Raw genomic sequence first — 16,678 nt, 5'->3', positions numbered from 1 at the left:
TGGCACACCGCGTAATGGATACCGAATCAACAGATTGACTTGCCGATGCGGCTAATCGCCATTAGCGCATCGAGATGCTCGGACAACGTCAGCTTCCCGAGGCTTGCCATACCATGCACGTAACCTCTGCGACACACCATAGCAGTGTTCACGATGGCACAGCTCGCAAAATTTCATATCAATCTCAATTGATCCAGAGAAATACTCAATGCGGAAAATATCGGAGAAATATTTTCCGGAAAACTATTTACTTTTTTAAAAGCAAATCGCCTTTTTAATTTTTGGTGCGCGCGCCGTTATTGTATAAAAATGCGAAATGAACGAATGAATTAACGGAAAGGAAATAGGGGCGTCGCCATTTCTGAAACAAAGATGTCAACCTTTGCGCATTTCGGTGGTCTTGACCTGCTCCCCGCGTTTATAGGGTGTTATGAACTTTGCCGCTGACAAGATCTAGCGGTTGAGTACGGAAAACGCCAGCGTGCCCGCGAACATCAACAGCACTACCGACGCACCGCGAAGCAGCGTTCCGGTATGTGTGGCCAGAGACCGGCGCGCCGTCAAGACGCCGCCGATGGTGAGCCACATCGAACCGATCGTCACGGCGAGCGCCGTGAAGACCGCGATCGAGCAGAGATAGAACGGAACCGATACGAAAGCCTGCGGGGGAAAGATCGCAGTGGCGAACAATAACGCCTTCGGGTTCATGGTCGTCGCGACGAACATGTCGCGAAAGCCGATGGCACCCGACTGGATGTCTTCAAAGCGTGGGCTTTTCCACAGCTGCAGGGCGAGATAGCAAATATAGGCCGAGCTCCCCAGCTTCAGCACATCGTAAAGCCACGGCCGTGTGGCCGCGAATGTCGCCAGGAAGAAACCCCACAGTGATATCGCGAAGCCATAGCCCAATGCCTCTGCAACCAGGAGAGGCGACGATTGCCGGAAGCCGACCTTGATCCCTGAGGACAGCAGCAGGGTATTTGTCGGCCCTGGCGTGGCCAGGACCAGCGAAACGTAAAGTGCCATCTTCAACATCACTTGCAATGTCGGCATCTTGCTTCCTTGGTGTCGATGACGATCGCCACGCGTCGGGGCGAACCGTCGTATCAGTTGTCAGTCATTCTGCATTCGGGCAGCTGTAGGCGTTCATGATAAGCGCTAGCGGCGCTCAGTAATCATGCTAACGGCGATCAAGCGAAAATCGCCTGGTTTCAAGGGGTTGGGGGAAATGGTGCATTTGTCACGGCGTTGCCGTTGCGCGACAAATAATGATAGCTTTGCTCACTAACTTTGCCAGCGCGTCAGTCGTGTCCTTTTGACCTGCTCCCCGCGTTTAGTACGGTGACAGTGTAGAGTCCGTTCCCGAGAGCAACGGCAATGAAAAACGATTCACCGAAGAACAAATCATCGGCATCTTGGGGGACTTTGATTTCTATGCAATTTTCCGGTTATATCCACCTCAGCCTGGCGGTACTTTGCATCAAGGCCCAAATTTAATGGTCAAAGTAATCATGGACTTGCTGACTATGCGATACAGTGGGGCCAGCGATCGGCTCCGAGTCTCGTACCACGGCGAACTCGGGACCGTCGAGATGGTCGAGCGGCTCGGCAGCAAGGTCATGGCAGGCAATTTCAATTGAAGGATTGACCTTCTTGTGAGATGCGACGATCGAAGCCGTGAGCAGTCGGCTTACCGATTGATCGCCGATGATGCTGGAATCGGCATGCAGTAGTGTCATCCCGATACTCCCGATTCAATGAAGTTTGGTCACGGCCACAGGAGACGGTAGCCGCCTGGCTGTGGCCGGTGAAGTTCTCATGAAACGCGAGGGCGGTGCTACGGAGATCGGTGCGACTGCTGTAGCGGCCAGCCTTGCCCGGATCATGAGCACTCGATCGCCACGGCGTTTGTCGACTGACTGAGCCTGATCTCGCCCAAGTAGGCGCTGTCGCCCAATTCGCACTCGCGCCAAGCGTTGCCGAGGGCATGTCGGATTTTGACTCGGTAGAGGCCGCTGCCCCCGGCCAGGCCGTCGAACCGGAAATCGCCGAAGCCGTCCGAGACGGTTTCGGCTACCTGCAGATTACCTACATACAAGGCGACGACCGCATCCGTGACACACTCGACCACGTCTCCTGCCTGGACACTGACACTTCCGCCGACGAAGCACGTTTCCCAACGCTCGAGGCCGCTATACCAGACGCGGGGCTTCGTGCCCAGGTTGGGTCGCAATACCTTGAGTCCCTCGCGTCGGGCCTTTTCGGCCATCGCCGTGTCGTCGAGCTTGACCGTCTCGAAGACATCGGTGGGGCACGACTGCTGACAACGCGGGCGGGACCAACCCTGGTCGAGCAAATGAGCATCGAAGATCCAGATCTGCGGCAGTTGCAGCTCTTCGTTCCAGACGATTGCCTTGTAGGGGCAGGCCTTGACGATGTCCTTTCGGCCTCGCGCCTTGTCCGGATCGATGATGACGATGCCGTCGGCACGCTTGCGAACGGCGCTGCCGCCCACACGCATGCAGGGCGCGTCGTCGCAATGGTTGCACATGACCGGCAGATAAGTGGTCTCGACCATATGCGAAGCGCCCTGTACACGACGCAGGATGCGGACGGGGCTCTCGGCGCTGGCCGCGGCGGGTGCGGCGTAACCGGGGAAGTCGTTGCCGACGTGTTCGTCCCGCGTGGCGATCACGCAGTTCTGGCAGTTCTCGCAACGCCCGACTTTGATAATCAGGTTCCACTTGCTCATTTGAAATTCCTCACGCTGCGCGACCGAGCATGAACGCCTCGGCACCGCGCCATTTCTCGACCTGCACCAGGCAGGAATTCGGGCTCATGCTGCTGGTGCCGGAGGTCTGCGGCCGGTCGGGGGTAAGCATGTTCATGCAACCGCCAATCTCGACTTGCTCGCCGTCGATTTCGATCAGCTGAAATTCAGCGCTCGCCTCGTAGGATTTCACCACTCCGGCATTTACCAGGGGCGAGACATCGGCGGCACAGATCACGGCGCCGCGGTCGTTGTGCACCTTGACGAGATCGCGATGGGCAATGCGTCGAATGGCGGCGTCGGCCGGATTGAGCCTCAGCAGCCAGAACCGGTGCCCCGCGATCAGCGCGCGATGATCGTCGATGCCGTTCACAGCGGAATTCTTGCCGTCACAATGGGTATGAAAGCTGTAGCGGCTGTGAGTGGCGATCAATTGCAGCGGGTAGCGCCGAGCCAGGTCCGAGCGCAAGCCCTCCCAGGAGGGGATATAGCGGTTGAGCGCTGGCCGCTCGGGATTGTCCGCAGTGTGCCGCTTCAGCAACTCGGGCACGAACTCCAGCTTGCCGCTCGGCGTCTGCAGGCCCCGGCCGAACTTTTCCGAGAACTGCGACGGCAGCGGATGAGGTTCCGGCAGGTCCTTCCTCCTGTCTTCCGCATACCAACGCATGTCCACGGGATGGCGCAGCTCGGGCTTTTCGGGCGGCACGACGAAGTAGCCCTTGCGGCAGAATTCGCGCCACGAAATGTGATCGGGCAGATCCGACGAGTCGAAGACGCGCCTGACCCAGTCGAGATCGCCGCAGCCTTCGGTGAAAACGCCACCCAGGCCCAACCGAGTCAGGATGGCGGTGAAAATGTCATAGTCGGAGCGGGACTCGCCCAAAGGCTCGATGCACTTGTGCTGCAGCGTCAGCATGCGATGGTTGACCGTGCCATACCCATGGTGGGCGTAGCCGCCCGAATTCGCCCATTCTCCGATGTCCCAACGCTCCAGCGAAGTGCACGCGGGCAGGATGAGGTCGGCGAACTGGGCTTCGCCTTCCATCCAGATCGACTGATTGACGACGAACTCGATGCTCGAGTGCCGGTAGGCCTCCGTCCAGCGTCCGGAATTCGTCACGGTACTGAACGCGGATCCGCCGTAGCGATAGATCATGTGGATCGGCGAATAGCCGGGCATCGGGTAGGTGAACGGTGCAAACTGGGCTTCCTGGGACATGCCGTCCCAGAGATAGCCGGTGGCGTGACCGTTGAGTATCGCATCGGGCATCTGCTGTCGCGGCACCATCTGCTTGACGGGGTTCATGGTCAGGATGTGCGGCATGCGCTGGTAGTTGTCCACCGCATTCGCGGTCCAAGCCAGGTCGCCTGAAATGCCGCCGTCCGCGTAGCCGGGGAAGTAGAACTGGAGATCGTGCGGGGCGCCGATTTCGAGGCAGCCGAAATTCACTCCCGGCTTGCCCCAGCCCTGCATGGACATCATCATGATCATGCAGCGCGCCCATTGCGCCCCGGTCGCCCCGCGGCCCGCACCGCCGAATCCCGCACCGGTCATCCCGACAGCGAGATGAACCTTCTTCTTTCCCCATAGGCGCGCAAGTGCGCGGGCGTCCTTGGCCGGCACGCCGGTCTCGCTCTCCTGCCACTCGGGAGTCTTGGCGGTACCGTCGGTTTCGCCCAGCAGGTAGGCTTTCCAATCGTCGAAACCGGTCGTGCGCGTCGCGACGTAATCCTTGTCGTACAGGCCCTCGACGGTCCAGACGTACATGATGGCGGTAGCCAGGGCGGCATCGGTTTGCGGCCGGACCGGGATCCAGCGGCCGCCCAGCAGCTGTGCGGTCGGATTGCAGTGCGGGTCGATATGAACGAACTCGATGCCGAGTTCCTTGGCCCACAGGCGGCGTGGCGTTCCCTCGAATCCTGCGTAGGCCCCGTTGGTACTTTCGGGGTCGCAGGACCAGAAGACGATCATTTCGGCTTCCTTCAGACCATCCTCGAGGCCGCCGTAGCCGGAGGGCACGCCGACGCGCATCGAGTTGCCGAAATGATGCATGGCGCCCCAGTACCAGCCTTCCCAGCTGTCCGGATTCGCGGCGACCCGGGTGAAGCCGATCAGGTTGGCGAATCGCGTCAGCGCGCTGAGGTAGTAGCCGACGTTGCCCCACTGGTGGTGGGACGACATCGGGAAAGTGATGGAGCCGGGGCCGTGAACACGCTTCTGCCGGTTGATCTCCTTGGCGACGATGTCCAGGGCTTCGTCCCAGCTGATACGTACGTAGCCGGACTTGCCGCGGTTCTGGGGATTGCGCGCGCCGTCGGGGTCGAAGTCGACCCGTTTCATCGGGTGAAGGATGCGCTTGTCCGAGTAGACCAGCGACTTGAGGGTCAACGCGTGAGGCGCGACCAATCCACGCCGTGGCGGGCTGAAGCGGCGCCCACGTGCCTCGATCACCCAACTTTTCGCATCCGTATCGTCCAGCTCGATGGGGGTCACGCGGACGATGCGGCCATCCTTGACGTAGACGAACAACGGCCCGCCATTGGTACAGGTGGTGTAGCGTCGGGTGCCGTCGCGCATGGGCGTGCCCATCGGCAGGCCGACGGTGCGCATCATGCTCAGGGTTTGCATGAGCCAGACCAGCAGTTCGTCCTCGCCCTCGGTGACCACCTTGAAGTTCTTGGCAGCGTGGACGATTTCGCCCTGGTCCGGGTTGGGCGAAAGGAACTTCAGCGCGGTGGCGACATCCTTGAAGGCCATGCGCACGTCGGGCCGCGGATGCTTGCCGGCGCGCGACCGAATGCGGCCATTCTTGAACTCGATGGCGCGACCGATGCTTTGATCCGTGAGCCCGATCCACGCGACGAGATTGCGCTCCTTGAGGCGATCGCGATAGGCGGGGAAGCGGCGCGCCGTCAGGTCCAGAACCTTGGGCAAGGCAAAAAGAATGGTCTTGAGAGCCTGTCGTTTCATCGTTCGATCCAGAGTGTTGCTTCTATGCGGGGGCACTGGCATCCGGGCGCACCCGCTAGAACGTATAAGCGACGTTCAGGAAAACGTTGACGGGATTGAGTCGGAGCGTCGATGTGGAAACGATCTGCGTCCCGGTCGCGGTCCGTCCGTATAACGTGAGGTGAGTCTTCACCGGCATGTAGCCGACGGAAGTACCGACAGACCAATGTTTGGTCATCGCGTAACTCGCCCCGAGCTCGAACACCGGGTTCCACGATGCGCTGAGTGTCGCGCGCACCGAGCCGCCCGGCCCAAAGCTGTCGGAGACGAACTGGAGATTGGTCGCCCGAACCTGAGTGAACCACGTGTAGTTCACGCCAAGCCCCGCGTATGGACGGAATTTCGATGTGGCCGAAAACAGGTGATATCGAAGTTCGATGGCCGGCGGCATCGGCCTTGTCGTGCCGAGGGTTCCATACTTCTGCAACGTCCCGTCACCGACCAGATTGACTGTCAGTGGCAGTCCAAACAGCATGGCGACACCAACGTTGTCGGTGACGTAGTACTCGGTGGTGATGCCCATCGTATCCGTCGAACTGGCATGCGCCCCGGTACCGGCCAGTTGCTGATTCACCGTCACGCCACCGACACTTTGCACGGTCAGCGGCGTTGCGTCGCCCTGTGGCGATATGTGCAGCCATCCCACCGATGTGGTGATGCTTCCTGCCGTCTGTGCATCTGCATTGTCGGCAAGTGCAGCCGAGCAGATACAAACCGCCATGCCTGCGAAACGCATCGTTCGCGTGAAATTCATCTTTGTCTCCTCTGTCTCGATCCGATTAACGAATAAAAATTAATTTGGATACCTTATTGAGCATGACGAGCCGCTTTCTGGGTTTGTGTTATCCCGGCTAGTCGCGCTCGTCCGTCACTGCAGATTCGTCGCTGTCGGTCCGGTCGATCGTATCGGCCTCGCGGCGATCGAAATCGAGAACGCAAACGGAAATCGCCCCAGCACGAAGCGCGCCGCAGTTTCGAGCCCGGGATCGCTCAGCTCGACCAGGACCGACATTCCGCCAGAATCATTGGTCGTGACGTCGACTGATGCGCCGGGGGCTCCGCCCTGGTCCAATGCCGCGCGGAGCGCGTCACCCGTCTCGCGGCGCTTGAGTTCCGGCTTGAATATCTTGCCGACGCCCGTGAGCGGGATTGCTTCGACGATTCGGACATGCTTGGGCAGGGCGGCGCGTTCGGCGATCTCCTGCTGCATGAACGCTTCCAGATCGTGCTCGGTAGCGGTCATGCCCGGCTTGAGCTGAACATACGCGACCGGCAGCTCACCGGCATAGGCATCGGGGCGCCCGATTGCCGCGGCGATCCGGACCGCCGGGTGTCGATGCAGCGGTTCCTCGATCGTCGCCGGGTCGATATTGTGTCCGCCGCGGATGATCAGATCCTTCTTGCGGCCGGTCAGCCAAAAGTAACCGTCGACGTCGCAACGGCCGAGGTCGCCGGTGTTGAGCCAGCGCTTGCCGTCGCCGAGATCGAGCCACAGGGCCTTGTTCTGGTCGGCACGCGTGTAGCCGGTGAAAACGTTCGGCCCGGAGATGGCGAGCAGCCCCTCCTCGTTGGCCGCGCAATCGCGCAGATACCGTCCCGCATCGTCCACGACGACTGCCTTCATCTCCTGGAAGGGGATGCGAAGCCCGATCGATCCGAGCCGGCGCTCGCCGGTCGTCGGGTTGACGCTGCTCACGCACGTTCCTTCGGTCAGGCCGTAGCCTTCGAGAATCCGGATGCCCGTTTTTTCCTGGAAGGCCCTGAAGACGCCGACCGGCATCGGCGCGGCACCGCACAAGCCGTATTCGAGCGAGTCGATAACATGACCGTCGGCAGGAATGTCGAGCAGCGAAGCATAAAGTGTCGGCACGCCACTGAAGAAATTGATGTGATGATGTTCGACGATTTCCCAGAATCGTTTGACGACACCGTCGCCCCGGTAACCCTGCGGTGTGCCGAGCACGACATGGGCGCCGCGCGAGAACGGCAGAAGGCCGGTCACCATCGCAGCATTGACGTGAAAGAGCGGCAAGCCGCAAAACGTCGTTTTGCCGGGGCCGATACTGTCGCCGAAGAACCGCGCGGCGCTCCATGCGTTTGCCACTTCGTTGCCGTGGCTGCGCATCGCGATTTTCGGCAGCCCGGTGGTTCCACCGGTACAGAAGTAAGAGGACATGTCGCCAGGTTGAATGCGGCGCGCATTGTCGAGCGCCGTACCGGATTCCCGCGCGATTGCCGTACCGAAGTCGTGAATCTGGATGTGCGCAGGCACGGCGCTGCGCAAACCGCCATCGCCGTATTGCTGCGCACACGCGTCATGCTGGAGCTTTTGTATCGTCGACTGCGCCGTGCCCCGCACGCGATCGGCCAAATTGACAAGCACGAGATGCCGCAGCGGCTCGACCTCGTGAAGGATATCCGCGACTTTTTGCCAGAGATCGATCCCGGGAAATGGCGTGAGCGTTACGAGCACGCTGGCACCGGCCGCTTTGAGCAGATTGGCAATCGCTTCGCGCTCAAGCAGTGGATTGATCGCGCATACGATGCCGGTCGCCTGTCCGCCCCAGATCACGAAATGCGTTTCGGGCAGATTGGGCAACAAATAAGCGATCACCGACTGCGAATTCACGCCGAGGCGCGCGAACATGTTGGCCGTGCGCGTGATGTCACGGACCAGTTCGCGATAGGTCCAGCACTCCGCGTCGCGGTGCGCGTCGGCGGTCATGAAAAAGGAGAGGGCAGGGGCGGACGGATCGATGGCCGCACCGGCGCAGATCATCTCGTACGTGCTGGCCGGAAGGTCGGGCGGAAGGCCCTGCGCTTCGATCGCCAGTACGTCGTCCCGGGTCGCGATGCCGTTCATGCTGCTTCGTCCACGATTTCGTTACGTTGCACGCCCAGATCGATCGTCCCGTCGCGGCTCGCGATCCGGGCTTCGACGATATCTCCGGCCTTCAGATACTGCGCGCGTCCCGCCTGCACCTTCATGAACATCTTCCACTTGACGGATTCGGGAAAAAGCGCGACGGCCCGCTGCTTGAGCGGCGACGGAATGCTGAGTGCGCAGCCGGCCGGCGTGCCGGTCGCGAGCAGGTCGCCGGCGCGAAGGTCGTGCACGCCCGACAGCTCGGTCAACGTTTCGGCCGGACCATAGACGAGGTTCGATGTCGAGTCCTGCTGACGCACCGCGCCGTTGACGGTCAACGTCAGGTCGAGCGCCTTCAGCTTCGGGAAGTCACGCCGCTCGAGCAGGCACAGATACGGGCCGACCGGGCCAAAGGTCCGGAAGCTCTTGCCCTTGTAGAACTGCATCTGCGGGATCTGGACATCGCGCGCGGAATAGTCGTTGACGATCACGGTGCCGGCGACATACTCGTGCAGGTTCGCGTCCGTGATCTGCCGGTGAGACGTGATGTCGCGTTTGAGGATGAGGCCGAGCTCGATTTCGTAGTCGAGAAACCGGACGTGCCGCGGTTTCACGACCCGTGAGTCGGCGGCGACGATGCAACTTGTCGCCTTCGTGAAGATCATGTTGAACTTTTTCGCGTCCGGATCCATGCCCGATTCGATCATGTGCCGACGATAGTTCGCGCCCTGGCAAACGAATTGCTGGTTGGCTGTCACCGGTGGCAGCCACTCCACGTCCGACTCCGGAATCGTCGATCCGTCGAGTGTGATGAGTCGCTCAACCGGATTCGCCGCGAGAAAGCTCGCGGTTGTTTCGAAGTCGCCGGGAATCGGCGTGACGGCGCCGTTGGCGACCACACCCCATTGGGCGCGGCCGTTATGCCGGAAGTGCAGGACATGCAGTGACATGACTGGGTCTCTCGTGAGTCGAACAGGCGGAGGGGGATCAGGCGAACAGCTTCGCCAGGGTCAGCAGCTTGCTGATCGTCAGATCGGGACTGCGGCGCAGGTTGCGAAACAGCGCCGCGAGGCTCGACGGCGTGAACCGGGGCTTCGTGAAGCTGCGCGGCATCGTTGGGCCCCACTGCGCCATCGCTTCGCGGCTGACTGCATGCACGCCCGTCGGCTCGTCGGCCGTGAACAGGTCGCCATCGCAATAGTGTTCGTGCTTGTCGCCCCATGGGTCTTGCCAATAGTCGAAGATCTGGCTGCCGAGAATGTGCCGGCCGATGCCCCACGCGTGCACCCACCCGTTGTCGCGGAGCACGCGCTGGCCCATGCCGACGGCATCGGCGTCGACCAGTTCGTATGCGCTGTGGCTATAAGTCGGCACGAACCCTTGAGCGAGCGCGAGCGTATGGTGATCGGCCGGCCTGTCGCCGAGATCGAGCCGCATGAATGCAACCGCAGGGGAGCCGTCCGGCAGCACCTGGACATCGCTGGGGATGAACCCGAAATGCTGCGTGTACCACGCGCAGGTTTCCTGGTAGTCGGCGAGTTCGAGCACGACGTGCCCGAGCCGAATGATCTCGGGCGCGTGCGCCGGCGGCCGCTGCGTCTCGTTGATCCGCACGGGCGTGTCGACCGAGTTGAACGGGAGCGGAGCACGATGCGGCAACGTTTCGGCCCGTGTCTGGCCTGCAATCGCATCGACCCGAAAACCCGACGGATCGGCGAGCCGCACCCGATGGCCGCCGCCTGGCCAATTCGACGCCTCGATCTCCGACGCGCCAGGGACTTTGGCGAGCGCCTCCAGATCGGCACGACTGTCGACCCGCAATCCGAAGCCTACGAAGCGTGCCTTCGGCGCGTGGCGAACGACATAACAGAAGTGTGCGGTGCCCGTTCCGCGCAGCAGCAATTGCGTGTCATCCCGCATCACCGTTCGGAGACCGAAGTCGTTGAGGAAGTGCTCCGCCTCGTCGAGATCGGGACGATCGAAGATCAGATAGGCGAGCGCCGATGCCTTCGTTGTGGGATGAGGGTGGCGAGCCGGTTGTGTGGTGGTCAGTTTCATGGCGGATGACAGTCAGGCGGATCGAATGGTGCTCGCGAAGGCACACGCCGTCGCACCGAGGGGCTTGCCGCGCAACGGCAGGCGTGCGATCGAACCGCCGCACGACATACCTGGCCGGCCCGCGAATATTGCGAAGTCGATCGTCGATTTCGCATGGAGGCGGCGCTCCCCGTCGCAGGTGCCGGGAGTCCGCAGCGCTTCGTCGCCGAGTGCGATCGCGCGTGGGGCGGCGCGTATCTCGGCAGCCTTGTCGACGATCAAGACGTCGACTTCGTGACGGGCCCGCCGATTGGCCATTGTGGTGCCGATTGCCCCGAATCCTGCGATCGGTGTGTCGAGCACGAAAGGCAGCGCACGCTCCGTCGAGGAGCGCGAGTTGTCGTTAATGGACGCGCGGGCGCCCGTGTGCAGTTGTGTCTCCACCGTATCTCCATTCGTCGTTCGATCGGTTCTTGAGGGTTTGCCAGTCACCTTGTGTGATATTAAAGTCATAGATGATAATTTTGTCAATGTAGACGTTTGAATCTATACTTGGGCACGAACAAGCATCGGAAACGTCATGACGAATACACCGAGTCGCCGGGCACCCAAGCGCGCCGCTCCGGAAGCATCCAGTCCAGCGGTCGCCGAAGAGCGTGAGCCGCGCGGCGCGCGCCGCAAGCGTGAGACCCGTGCCCGCCTGCTGGACGCCGCGCTCAGACTGATGGCGCAAAAGGGCATGGAAGGCGTCGCCATCAACGAGATCACCGAGGCCGCTGACGTTGGCTTCGGCTCGTTCTACAACCACTTCGAATCGAAGGAGGCGATCTACGCGACCCTTGTGGAATCGGTATTCGAGGAGTTCGCGGATTCGCTCGATCGCCTGGCCAGCGGCTTGTCCGACCCGGCGGAAATCATTTCCGTCTCGGTGCGACATACGTTGATGCGCGCGCGGCGCGAGCCGGTGTGGGGACACTTCCTGATACGCGAGGGTTTTTCGGCGCGCGTCCTGACGCTTGGCCTGGGTCAACGCCTGCTGCGGGACATGGAGCGCGGTATCGCGGAGAAGCGCTTCGTGGTCGCCGACCCATTCGTCGGCTTCCTTTCAGTCGGCGGTACGGTGCTGACCGCAATTGCCGCCGAACTCAACTTCGTCGCTCCGGGCGCACCGGCAGCCGGTGTTCTCAAGGAACTCGGCTTCAGCGGAGAGCATTTTCCGGAACGCACGGCGGCGACGCTGCTGCATACGCTGGGGCTCAAGCGCGCGGAAGCCGAGAAGATCGCAAGCCGGCCGCTGCCCGTCGTGGATGCGGCCGAGACAGCACAGTGACGCAACGGGGTGACACAGGCGGCGGCGAGGTCACCTCGAGTGCTCGTGCGGTACCCATCGGTTGACCGGGTCGATTAGCCGGTCGGGCACGGTCCAGCCGGCGCGTGTCGAAGACGGACGGCAGGGCATGCGCATCGCGGCGTACTACGTCGGCTCGTCGCGCCGTGCGCCAGTACGTAACAGCGCGGCGCCGAGCACCGCCGCTAGTTCGGCCGACGATGACATGCGGTCAGAGGGGGGCGCCGCGCCGCTTGTCGCGTTCGGTGGCGCGACCGGTTCGGCGTGCATGCTGTCCATGATCTGCCGGAATCCGGCATCGCGCAGCGCGTACAGATACACCTCGACCCACAGCGGGAAACATTCCCAGCCGGCGGCGATGTCCGCGGCGTCGGTGACGGTGCAGTAACCGTCGCCCTCCGGCGCCGCCAACCGAAGCCTCTTGATCATTCGATCATGGTCACGGCGAAGGATCTCGATCAACGGTTCACGCTTGTGTTCGAAGTGTGCATAGAACGCGCCGCGCGTGTAGCCGGCGCCCTCTGCGATATGTTCGACACTCGTATCGGCAAAGCCTTTCGCGATGAATAGTGCGCGAGCAGTGGCGATGAGCCGTTCGCGGGTGTCGAGCCTGCGTTGCTCGCGAGTGAGGCGCGTGCGCTTCATCCTGTGTGGTCCATGTTGGCGGAAATGATTGAAGGGGTGCAACAAGGGGCGCAACACCGCATCCCGCGAAACGTCGGATCGACACAGGAAAAGAGCGCTGCATCGGTCCGCTGTTCATCAGAACACTCTCTTATAACGATGTGACTTGATCGTGCGAGAGCACCGGACCGCACAGCCGCTACCGAAACAAAGTCAATCGCCCGATTCGACTCGCCGCGTCGTAGGGGCCAATTCAATCGACCAGTTGGTCCGGCGCACCGCAATCGACGGCGGGTAGCGCGCTTCGACGATCGAGTGTTCACATGCGGCATCCGGCAGGCGGCGCAACGTGCGAGACTTCCGCACGGATTCCCGCGGCGATCCCAAGCGCGAGCGCATCGAGCGCGCGGCGATACGCATCGACGAGTGCATCGTAGCCCGCCGACGTATCGGCCCGAACGATGCTGCGGCACGTCAGCGCCGGCAGTCCGGCCCCGGAACTCACGCTCCAGGCCGCGTCGAGCAGCACGTGCGACGCCGGCCACGACTCGACATGCTGCATGTCCACGGCGATCCGGTAGACAGGCGTGCCGTCCGGGTGGGCGACGCGGTGAACATCGATCGTGCCGAGCACGGACGCGACGCGTGTCGACAGTCCGTCGCGCATCTCGTCGCCGAGCGGCGCGGCCCAGCGCTCCTGCTCCAGGATGTCGGCGCGCTGGGGGGCGCGCTGCACGACGAGCCGGTTGCCGTCCGCCGGCGCCGCGACGTGCACGGCCTGAATGTCGATCAGCCACGCGGGATGCGCGGCGGTGGTCTCGGCACTCGCATCGTCTGCCACCGCGAGGGTATGGAAATGCACCGGCGGCGAACCGCACGCGCTCAGCACCGCGAGTGCGATGCACGTCGCGATGCGCGCCGACTTGCGAAGCCGACCAAACGCACGCGCTTTCATTGATGGTCCCCCTTGTTACCGAACAGCAGCGACTCGGGATGACGTTCCAGATAGTCCGCGAGCGCGTTCAACGACTGCAGCGTATGCGTGAGCGACTGCATCGCCTCATGCACGTCCGACTGCATTGGCGAATCCTGCCGCAACGTCGACTCCGCCGCGTTGAATGTGCGTTGCGCGGCGGCCAGCGTGTCGCGTGCCTGCGGCACGACCTGCTCGTCGAGGTGGCCGAACAACTGGTTCGCATGTGCGAGCGCGCCGTTCAGATTGTTGCCGATCCGGTCGAACGGAACCTGGTCGAGCTTGCGCGCGATGTCGGCGATCTGCACCTGCAGTTCGTCGAGCGTGTTGGGCACGGTCGGTAGCTCAACCGGCGTGCGGCGCGCATCGACGCTCGCGCGCGGCGCCTTCGGGAACATGTCGAGCGCTACGTAGAGCTGACCGGTCAGCAGGCTGCCCGTGCGCAACTGCCCGCGCAGCCCCTGGACCACCAGGTGCTCGATCAGTTCGTGGCCGCCGGCCGTATCGGGCGCGGGCAGCGCCGTATCGCTGTGCCGGCTCAGTCGCGACGGATACAGCGCCATCGTGACCTTCATGCTGAAGTTGCGCGAGTGTTCGTTGTACTCGATGCCGATGTTCGTGACCTGACCGAGCACGATGCCGCGCAGATCGACCGGCGCGCCGACCGACAGCCCGCGCAGCGACTGGTCGAAGCGCATGACGACCATCAGCGGCGTGCCATCTGGGTCGCGCATCGCGTCGGCTTCGTCGGGGGCGAGCCGGAACGGCGCATTGTCGGCTGCCTGAGGCGCGTCCGGTTGTCCGGGCGGCGACTGAAACGCGAGACCGCCGACGATCACGGTAGCCAGCGACTGCGTGTTGAGTTTCAGGCCGCTCGAATCGAGCCGCAGATCCACGCCGCTTGCGTGCCACCAGCGCGTATTGACGCTGACGAATTTGTCGTAGGGCGCCCTCACGAATGCCTGCACATCGACGCCGGTACCGTCCTTGTCGAGCGAGAAGCCGACCACCTGACCGACCTGCAGATGCCGATAGAACACCGGTGAGCCGATGTCGATCGAGCCGAGCGAGTCGCCGTGCAGCAGGTAGCGTCGGCCCTGCTGGTCCGCGGTGACGGCAGGCGGCGTCTCGAGGCCGGTGAAATCTGTCTGCTTCTGCGGTGAGTGGCCGAGATCCGCGCCGATGAATGCGCCGGAGAGCAGCGTGCCGAGACCGGAAATGCCGGTGGCGCCCACGCGCGGTCGGACGACCCAGAAGCGCGTGTCGCGGTTCGCGAAGCGTGCGGCGTCGCGCGTCAGTTGAATGCTGACGATCACACGCTTGAAGTCGGGAGTGAGCGTAATGGTCTGGACCGAGCCGATATCGACGTCCTTATAGCGGACCTTGGTCTTGCCGGCTTCGAGGCCTTCGGCGTTGGCGAACGTGACCGCGATCGTCGGACCGTTGGCGGCGACGGTCCGGATCACGAGCGACAGCCCGATCAGTGCGCACAGGAACGGCACGATCCAGACGAGAGACGGAATCCAGCGGCTGCGCGGCCGGATCTCAGGTGGAGGAAAATCAAACGGAGACATCGTTTTGGAATTCGCGAGAAAGTGGGCGGAGCCGGTTCAGGGTTGGTGATTGGCGGCGGCCGGGCGCGGCGCACCGTCCCAGATGAGCCGCGGATCGAACTGCATCGACGCGCACATGGTCAGCACGACCACGGCGCCGAACGCGAGCGCGCCGGGGCCTGGTGTGATGTCGGCGAACGAGCCGAAATGCACGAGTGCGATCGTCAGCGCGACGACGAATACGTCGAGCATCGACCAGCGGCCTACGCGCTCGACCAGCCGGTGCAGCCGGGCTCGTTCGAGCGGCCGCCATTGCACGCCGCGATGGGCGGCGATCGCCTGAAATGCGAGGATCGCGAGCTTGAGCATCGGCACGAGCACACTCGCGATGAACACGATAGCGGCGAGCAGCCAGTCGCCGGACGTCCAGAAGTACGCGACGCCGCCGAGGATCGTGTCGTCCTCGGCTCGGCCGAGCGAGGTCGCGTGCATGACCGGCAACAGGTTCGCCGGGATATAAAGCAGGGCGGCGGCGGCGACGAGCGCGCCGGTGCGGGCGGCGCTGCGCGGGCGGCGTGCGTGCAGCGGCGAACCGCAGCGCGTGCAGCGCTGGCCGCACGCGTGGGCCGGCTGCACGCGTGCGCAGTGGTGACAGGCGATCAATCCCGCGGTGCGGGCCGTCATGCCCGCCGACCCACTGCTTTCGGTTGTCCGGGGCAACGCATGTCGCGTCATGTCGGGGCGGGGCGGTTTCGTATGGTCGGCGTCGCCCGGCTGCAGAGCGGCGAGTTCGTCGTGCGCTTCCCACAGTCGGGCCGGTTCGACCGTCGACAGCAGGCAGAGCATCACGGTAAGCCCGGCGAACGCGAATAGCGCAGGCCCGGCGAGCACGTGTGCGAGGCTCGTCAGTTTGACGATCGTGATGAGCACGCCGAGCATCAGCACCTCGACCATGCTCCACGGCCGCAATCGGTGAATGCCGCGCAGCACCGACGCGAAGTGGCGCGGTACGCGGCCCGCACGCAACGGCACGAGCAGGTACAGCCATGCGGCCAGCTCGAGTATCGGAAACAGCATCGTCGTGCAGAACACGAGCGCAGCCACCAACGGCTGATCGTTCGACCATAGCGCGCGAACCGCGTCGCCGAGCGTCGCGCGCGACGCAATGCCGGCGGCATCGAGCGCGACGATCGGGAAGGCTTGCGCGATGCAACACGTCGCCAGCGCGGCAACCGTCAATGCGCACATCCGGTCGAGGGATTGGCGGCCGTGCGCCGCACCGCTCACGCGCGCGCGGCATCTCGGGCAGTGTGCCGTCAGCGCGCGCAGGCGCGGCGGACGCTGAAGCAGCAGGTCGCATTCGTGGCAGGCGACCAGGTTGTCGGATTTCATCGGGAATCAATCATGCGGGTAACGAAGGCCGGCACCGCGCGATGCACGGTACGCCGGGCATCGCGCGTCGAGATTGCGGACCAGCGCGGCCCGAAGGCGCGCGGC

14 protein-coding genes are annotated in these 16,678 nt (G+C 63.0%); 1 reads left to right on the top strand and 13 read right to left on the bottom strand.

From position 1 onward, the window contains the following. Positions 1–453: 453 nt before the first annotated feature. The 9 genes from MRS60_RS32790 to MRS60_RS32750 form a co-directional block, all read right to left on the bottom strand. Entirely contained in the window at positions 454–1,053 is a 600-nt protein-coding gene (locus MRS60_RS32790) for a LysE family translocator (protein ID WP_175749087.1), read from the bottom strand. A 440-nt stretch (positions 1,054–1,493) separates the two neighbouring features. Beyond that, the gene (locus tag MRS60_RS32785) at positions 1,494–1,739 is read right to left on the bottom strand and encodes an NAD(P)H-dependent oxidoreductase (protein WP_131947016.1); all 246 of its coding nucleotides are present in this window, start codon (positions 1,737–1,739) and stop codon (positions 1,494–1,496) included. A gap of 143 nt (positions 1,740–1,882) precedes the next feature. Next, positions 1,883–2,752, bottom strand: a complete 870-nt coding sequence (locus MRS60_RS32780; RefSeq protein WP_131947015.1) for a 4Fe-4S dicluster domain-containing protein — start codon at positions 2,750–2,752, stop codon at positions 1,883–1,885. A 10-nt stretch (positions 2,753–2,762) separates the two neighbouring features. Beyond that, entirely contained in the window at positions 2,763–5,741 is a 2,979-nt protein-coding gene (locus MRS60_RS32775; protein ID WP_243566899.1) for a molybdopterin-dependent oxidoreductase, read from the bottom strand. Positions 5,742–5,796: 55 nt separating this feature from the next. Continuing rightward, entirely contained in the window at positions 5,797–6,534 is a 738-nt protein-coding gene (locus MRS60_RS32770) for an OmpW/AlkL family protein (protein WP_243566898.1), read from the bottom strand. 114 nt (positions 6,535–6,648) lie between these two features. Then, positions 6,649–8,643, bottom strand: coding sequence for an acyl-CoA synthetase (locus tag MRS60_RS32765; protein ID WP_243566897.1), 1,995 nt, complete (start codon positions 8,641–8,643; stop codon positions 6,649–6,651). Continuing rightward, on the bottom strand, positions 8,640–9,596 hold the full coding sequence (locus MRS60_RS32760; RefSeq protein ID WP_243566896.1) for a fumarylacetoacetate hydrolase family protein: 957 nt from the start codon (positions 9,594–9,596) through the stop codon (positions 8,640–8,642). The genes MRS60_RS32765 and MRS60_RS32760 overlap by 4 nt, the downstream gene beginning before the upstream one ends. 37 nt (positions 9,597–9,633) lie before the next feature. Further along, on the bottom strand, positions 9,634–10,704 hold the full coding sequence (locus tag MRS60_RS32755; protein WP_243566895.1) for a VOC family protein: 1,071 nt from the start codon (positions 10,702–10,704) through the stop codon (positions 9,634–9,636). Positions 10,705–10,716: 12 nt separating this feature from the next. Then, positions 10,717–11,127 carry a hypothetical protein gene (locus tag MRS60_RS32750; RefSeq protein ID WP_243566894.1) on the bottom strand — a complete coding sequence of 137 codons (411 nt, stop codon included), beginning with the start codon at positions 11,125–11,127 and terminating at the stop codon, positions 10,717–10,719. Between the two features lie 136 nt (positions 11,128–11,263). On the opposite strand from MRS60_RS32750, the gene MRS60_RS32745 reads away from it, so the two are divergent. Continuing rightward, positions 11,264–12,013 (top strand): TetR/AcrR family transcriptional regulator, encoded by a 750-nt coding sequence (locus tag MRS60_RS32745; protein WP_243566893.1) that lies wholly within the window; start codon positions 11,264–11,266, stop codon positions 12,011–12,013. A gap of 144 nt (positions 12,014–12,157) precedes the next feature. On the opposite strand, the gene MRS60_RS32740 is transcribed toward MRS60_RS32745, so the two are convergent. The 4 genes from MRS60_RS32740 to MRS60_RS32725 form a co-directional block, all read right to left on the bottom strand. Continuing rightward, positions 12,158–12,676: a TetR/AcrR family transcriptional regulator gene (locus tag MRS60_RS32740; RefSeq protein ID WP_243566892.1), complete on the bottom strand. Its 519-nt coding sequence runs from the start codon at positions 12,674–12,676 to the stop codon at positions 12,158–12,160. Between the two features lie 298 nt (positions 12,677–12,974). Next, positions 12,975–13,610 carry a PqiC family protein gene (locus tag MRS60_RS32735; RefSeq protein WP_243566891.1) on the bottom strand — a complete coding sequence of 212 codons (636 nt, stop codon included), beginning with the start codon at positions 13,608–13,610 and terminating at the stop codon, positions 12,975–12,977. Further along, positions 13,607–15,202, bottom strand: coding sequence for an intermembrane transport protein PqiB (locus tag MRS60_RS32730; RefSeq protein WP_243566890.1), 1,596 nt, complete (start codon positions 15,200–15,202; stop codon positions 13,607–13,609). Before MRS60_RS32730 ends, MRS60_RS32735 begins: the two co-directional genes overlap by 4 nt. 36 nt (positions 15,203–15,238) lie before the next feature. Then, entirely contained in the window at positions 15,239–16,573 is a 1,335-nt protein-coding gene (locus MRS60_RS32725) for a paraquat-inducible protein A (RefSeq protein ID WP_243566889.1), read from the bottom strand. Between the last annotated feature and the right edge of the window lie 105 nt (positions 16,574–16,678).

The sequence above is a fragment of the Burkholderia pyrrocinia genome (assembly GCF_022809715.1).
Lineage (GTDB): Bacteria > Pseudomonadota > Gammaproteobacteria > Burkholderiales > Burkholderiaceae > Burkholderia > Burkholderia pyrrocinia_C.
This window is presented reverse-complemented; position numbering and strand designations above follow the sequence as displayed.

What these genes read in the sequence shown, in the direction of transcription:
- MRS60_RS32790 (WP_175749087.1), bottom strand. Translation starts at nt 1,053, where the DNA reads ATGCCGACATTGCAAGTGATGTTGAAGATGGCACTTTACGTTTCGCTG.
- MRS60_RS32785 (WP_131947016.1), bottom strand. Translation starts at nt 1,739, where the DNA reads ATGACACTACTGCATGCCGATTCCAGCATCATCGGCGATCAATCGGTA.
- MRS60_RS32780 (WP_131947015.1), bottom strand. Translation starts at nt 2,752, where the DNA reads ATGAGCAAGTGGAACCTGATTATCAAAGTCGGGCGTTGCGAGAACTGC.
- MRS60_RS32775 (WP_243566899.1), bottom strand. Translation starts at nt 5,741, where the DNA reads ATGAAACGACAGGCTCTCAAGACCATTCTTTTTGCCTTGCCCAAGGTT.
- MRS60_RS32770 (WP_243566898.1), bottom strand. Translation starts at nt 6,534, where the DNA reads ATGAATTTCACGCGAACGATGCGTTTCGCAGGCATGGCGGTTTGTATC.
- MRS60_RS32765 (WP_243566897.1), bottom strand. Translation starts at nt 8,643, where the DNA reads ATGAACGGCATCGCGACCCGGGACGACGTACTGGCGATCGAAGCGCAG.
- MRS60_RS32760 (WP_243566896.1), bottom strand. Translation starts at nt 9,596, where the DNA reads ATGTCACTGCATGTCCTGCACTTCCGGCATAACGGCCGCGCCCAATGG.
- MRS60_RS32755 (WP_243566895.1), bottom strand. Translation starts at nt 10,704, where the DNA reads ATGAAACTGACCACCACACAACCGGCTCGCCACCCTCATCCCACAACG.
- MRS60_RS32745 (WP_243566893.1), top strand. Translation starts at nt 11,264, where the DNA reads ATGACGAATACACCGAGTCGCCGGGCACCCAAGCGCGCCGCTCCGGAA.
- MRS60_RS32740 (WP_243566892.1), bottom strand. Translation starts at nt 12,676, where the DNA reads ATGAAGCGCACGCGCCTCACTCGCGAGCAACGCAGGCTCGACACCCGC.
- MRS60_RS32735 (WP_243566891.1), bottom strand. Translation starts at nt 13,610, where the DNA reads ATGAAAGCGCGTGCGTTTGGTCGGCTTCGCAAGTCGGCGCGCATCGCG.
- MRS60_RS32730 (WP_243566890.1), bottom strand. Translation starts at nt 15,202, where the DNA reads ATGTCTCCGTTTGATTTTCCTCCACCTGAGATCCGGCCGCGCAGCCGC.
- MRS60_RS32725 (WP_243566889.1), bottom strand. Translation starts at nt 16,573, where the DNA reads ATGAAATCCGACAACCTGGTCGCCTGCCACGAATGCGACCTGCTGCTT.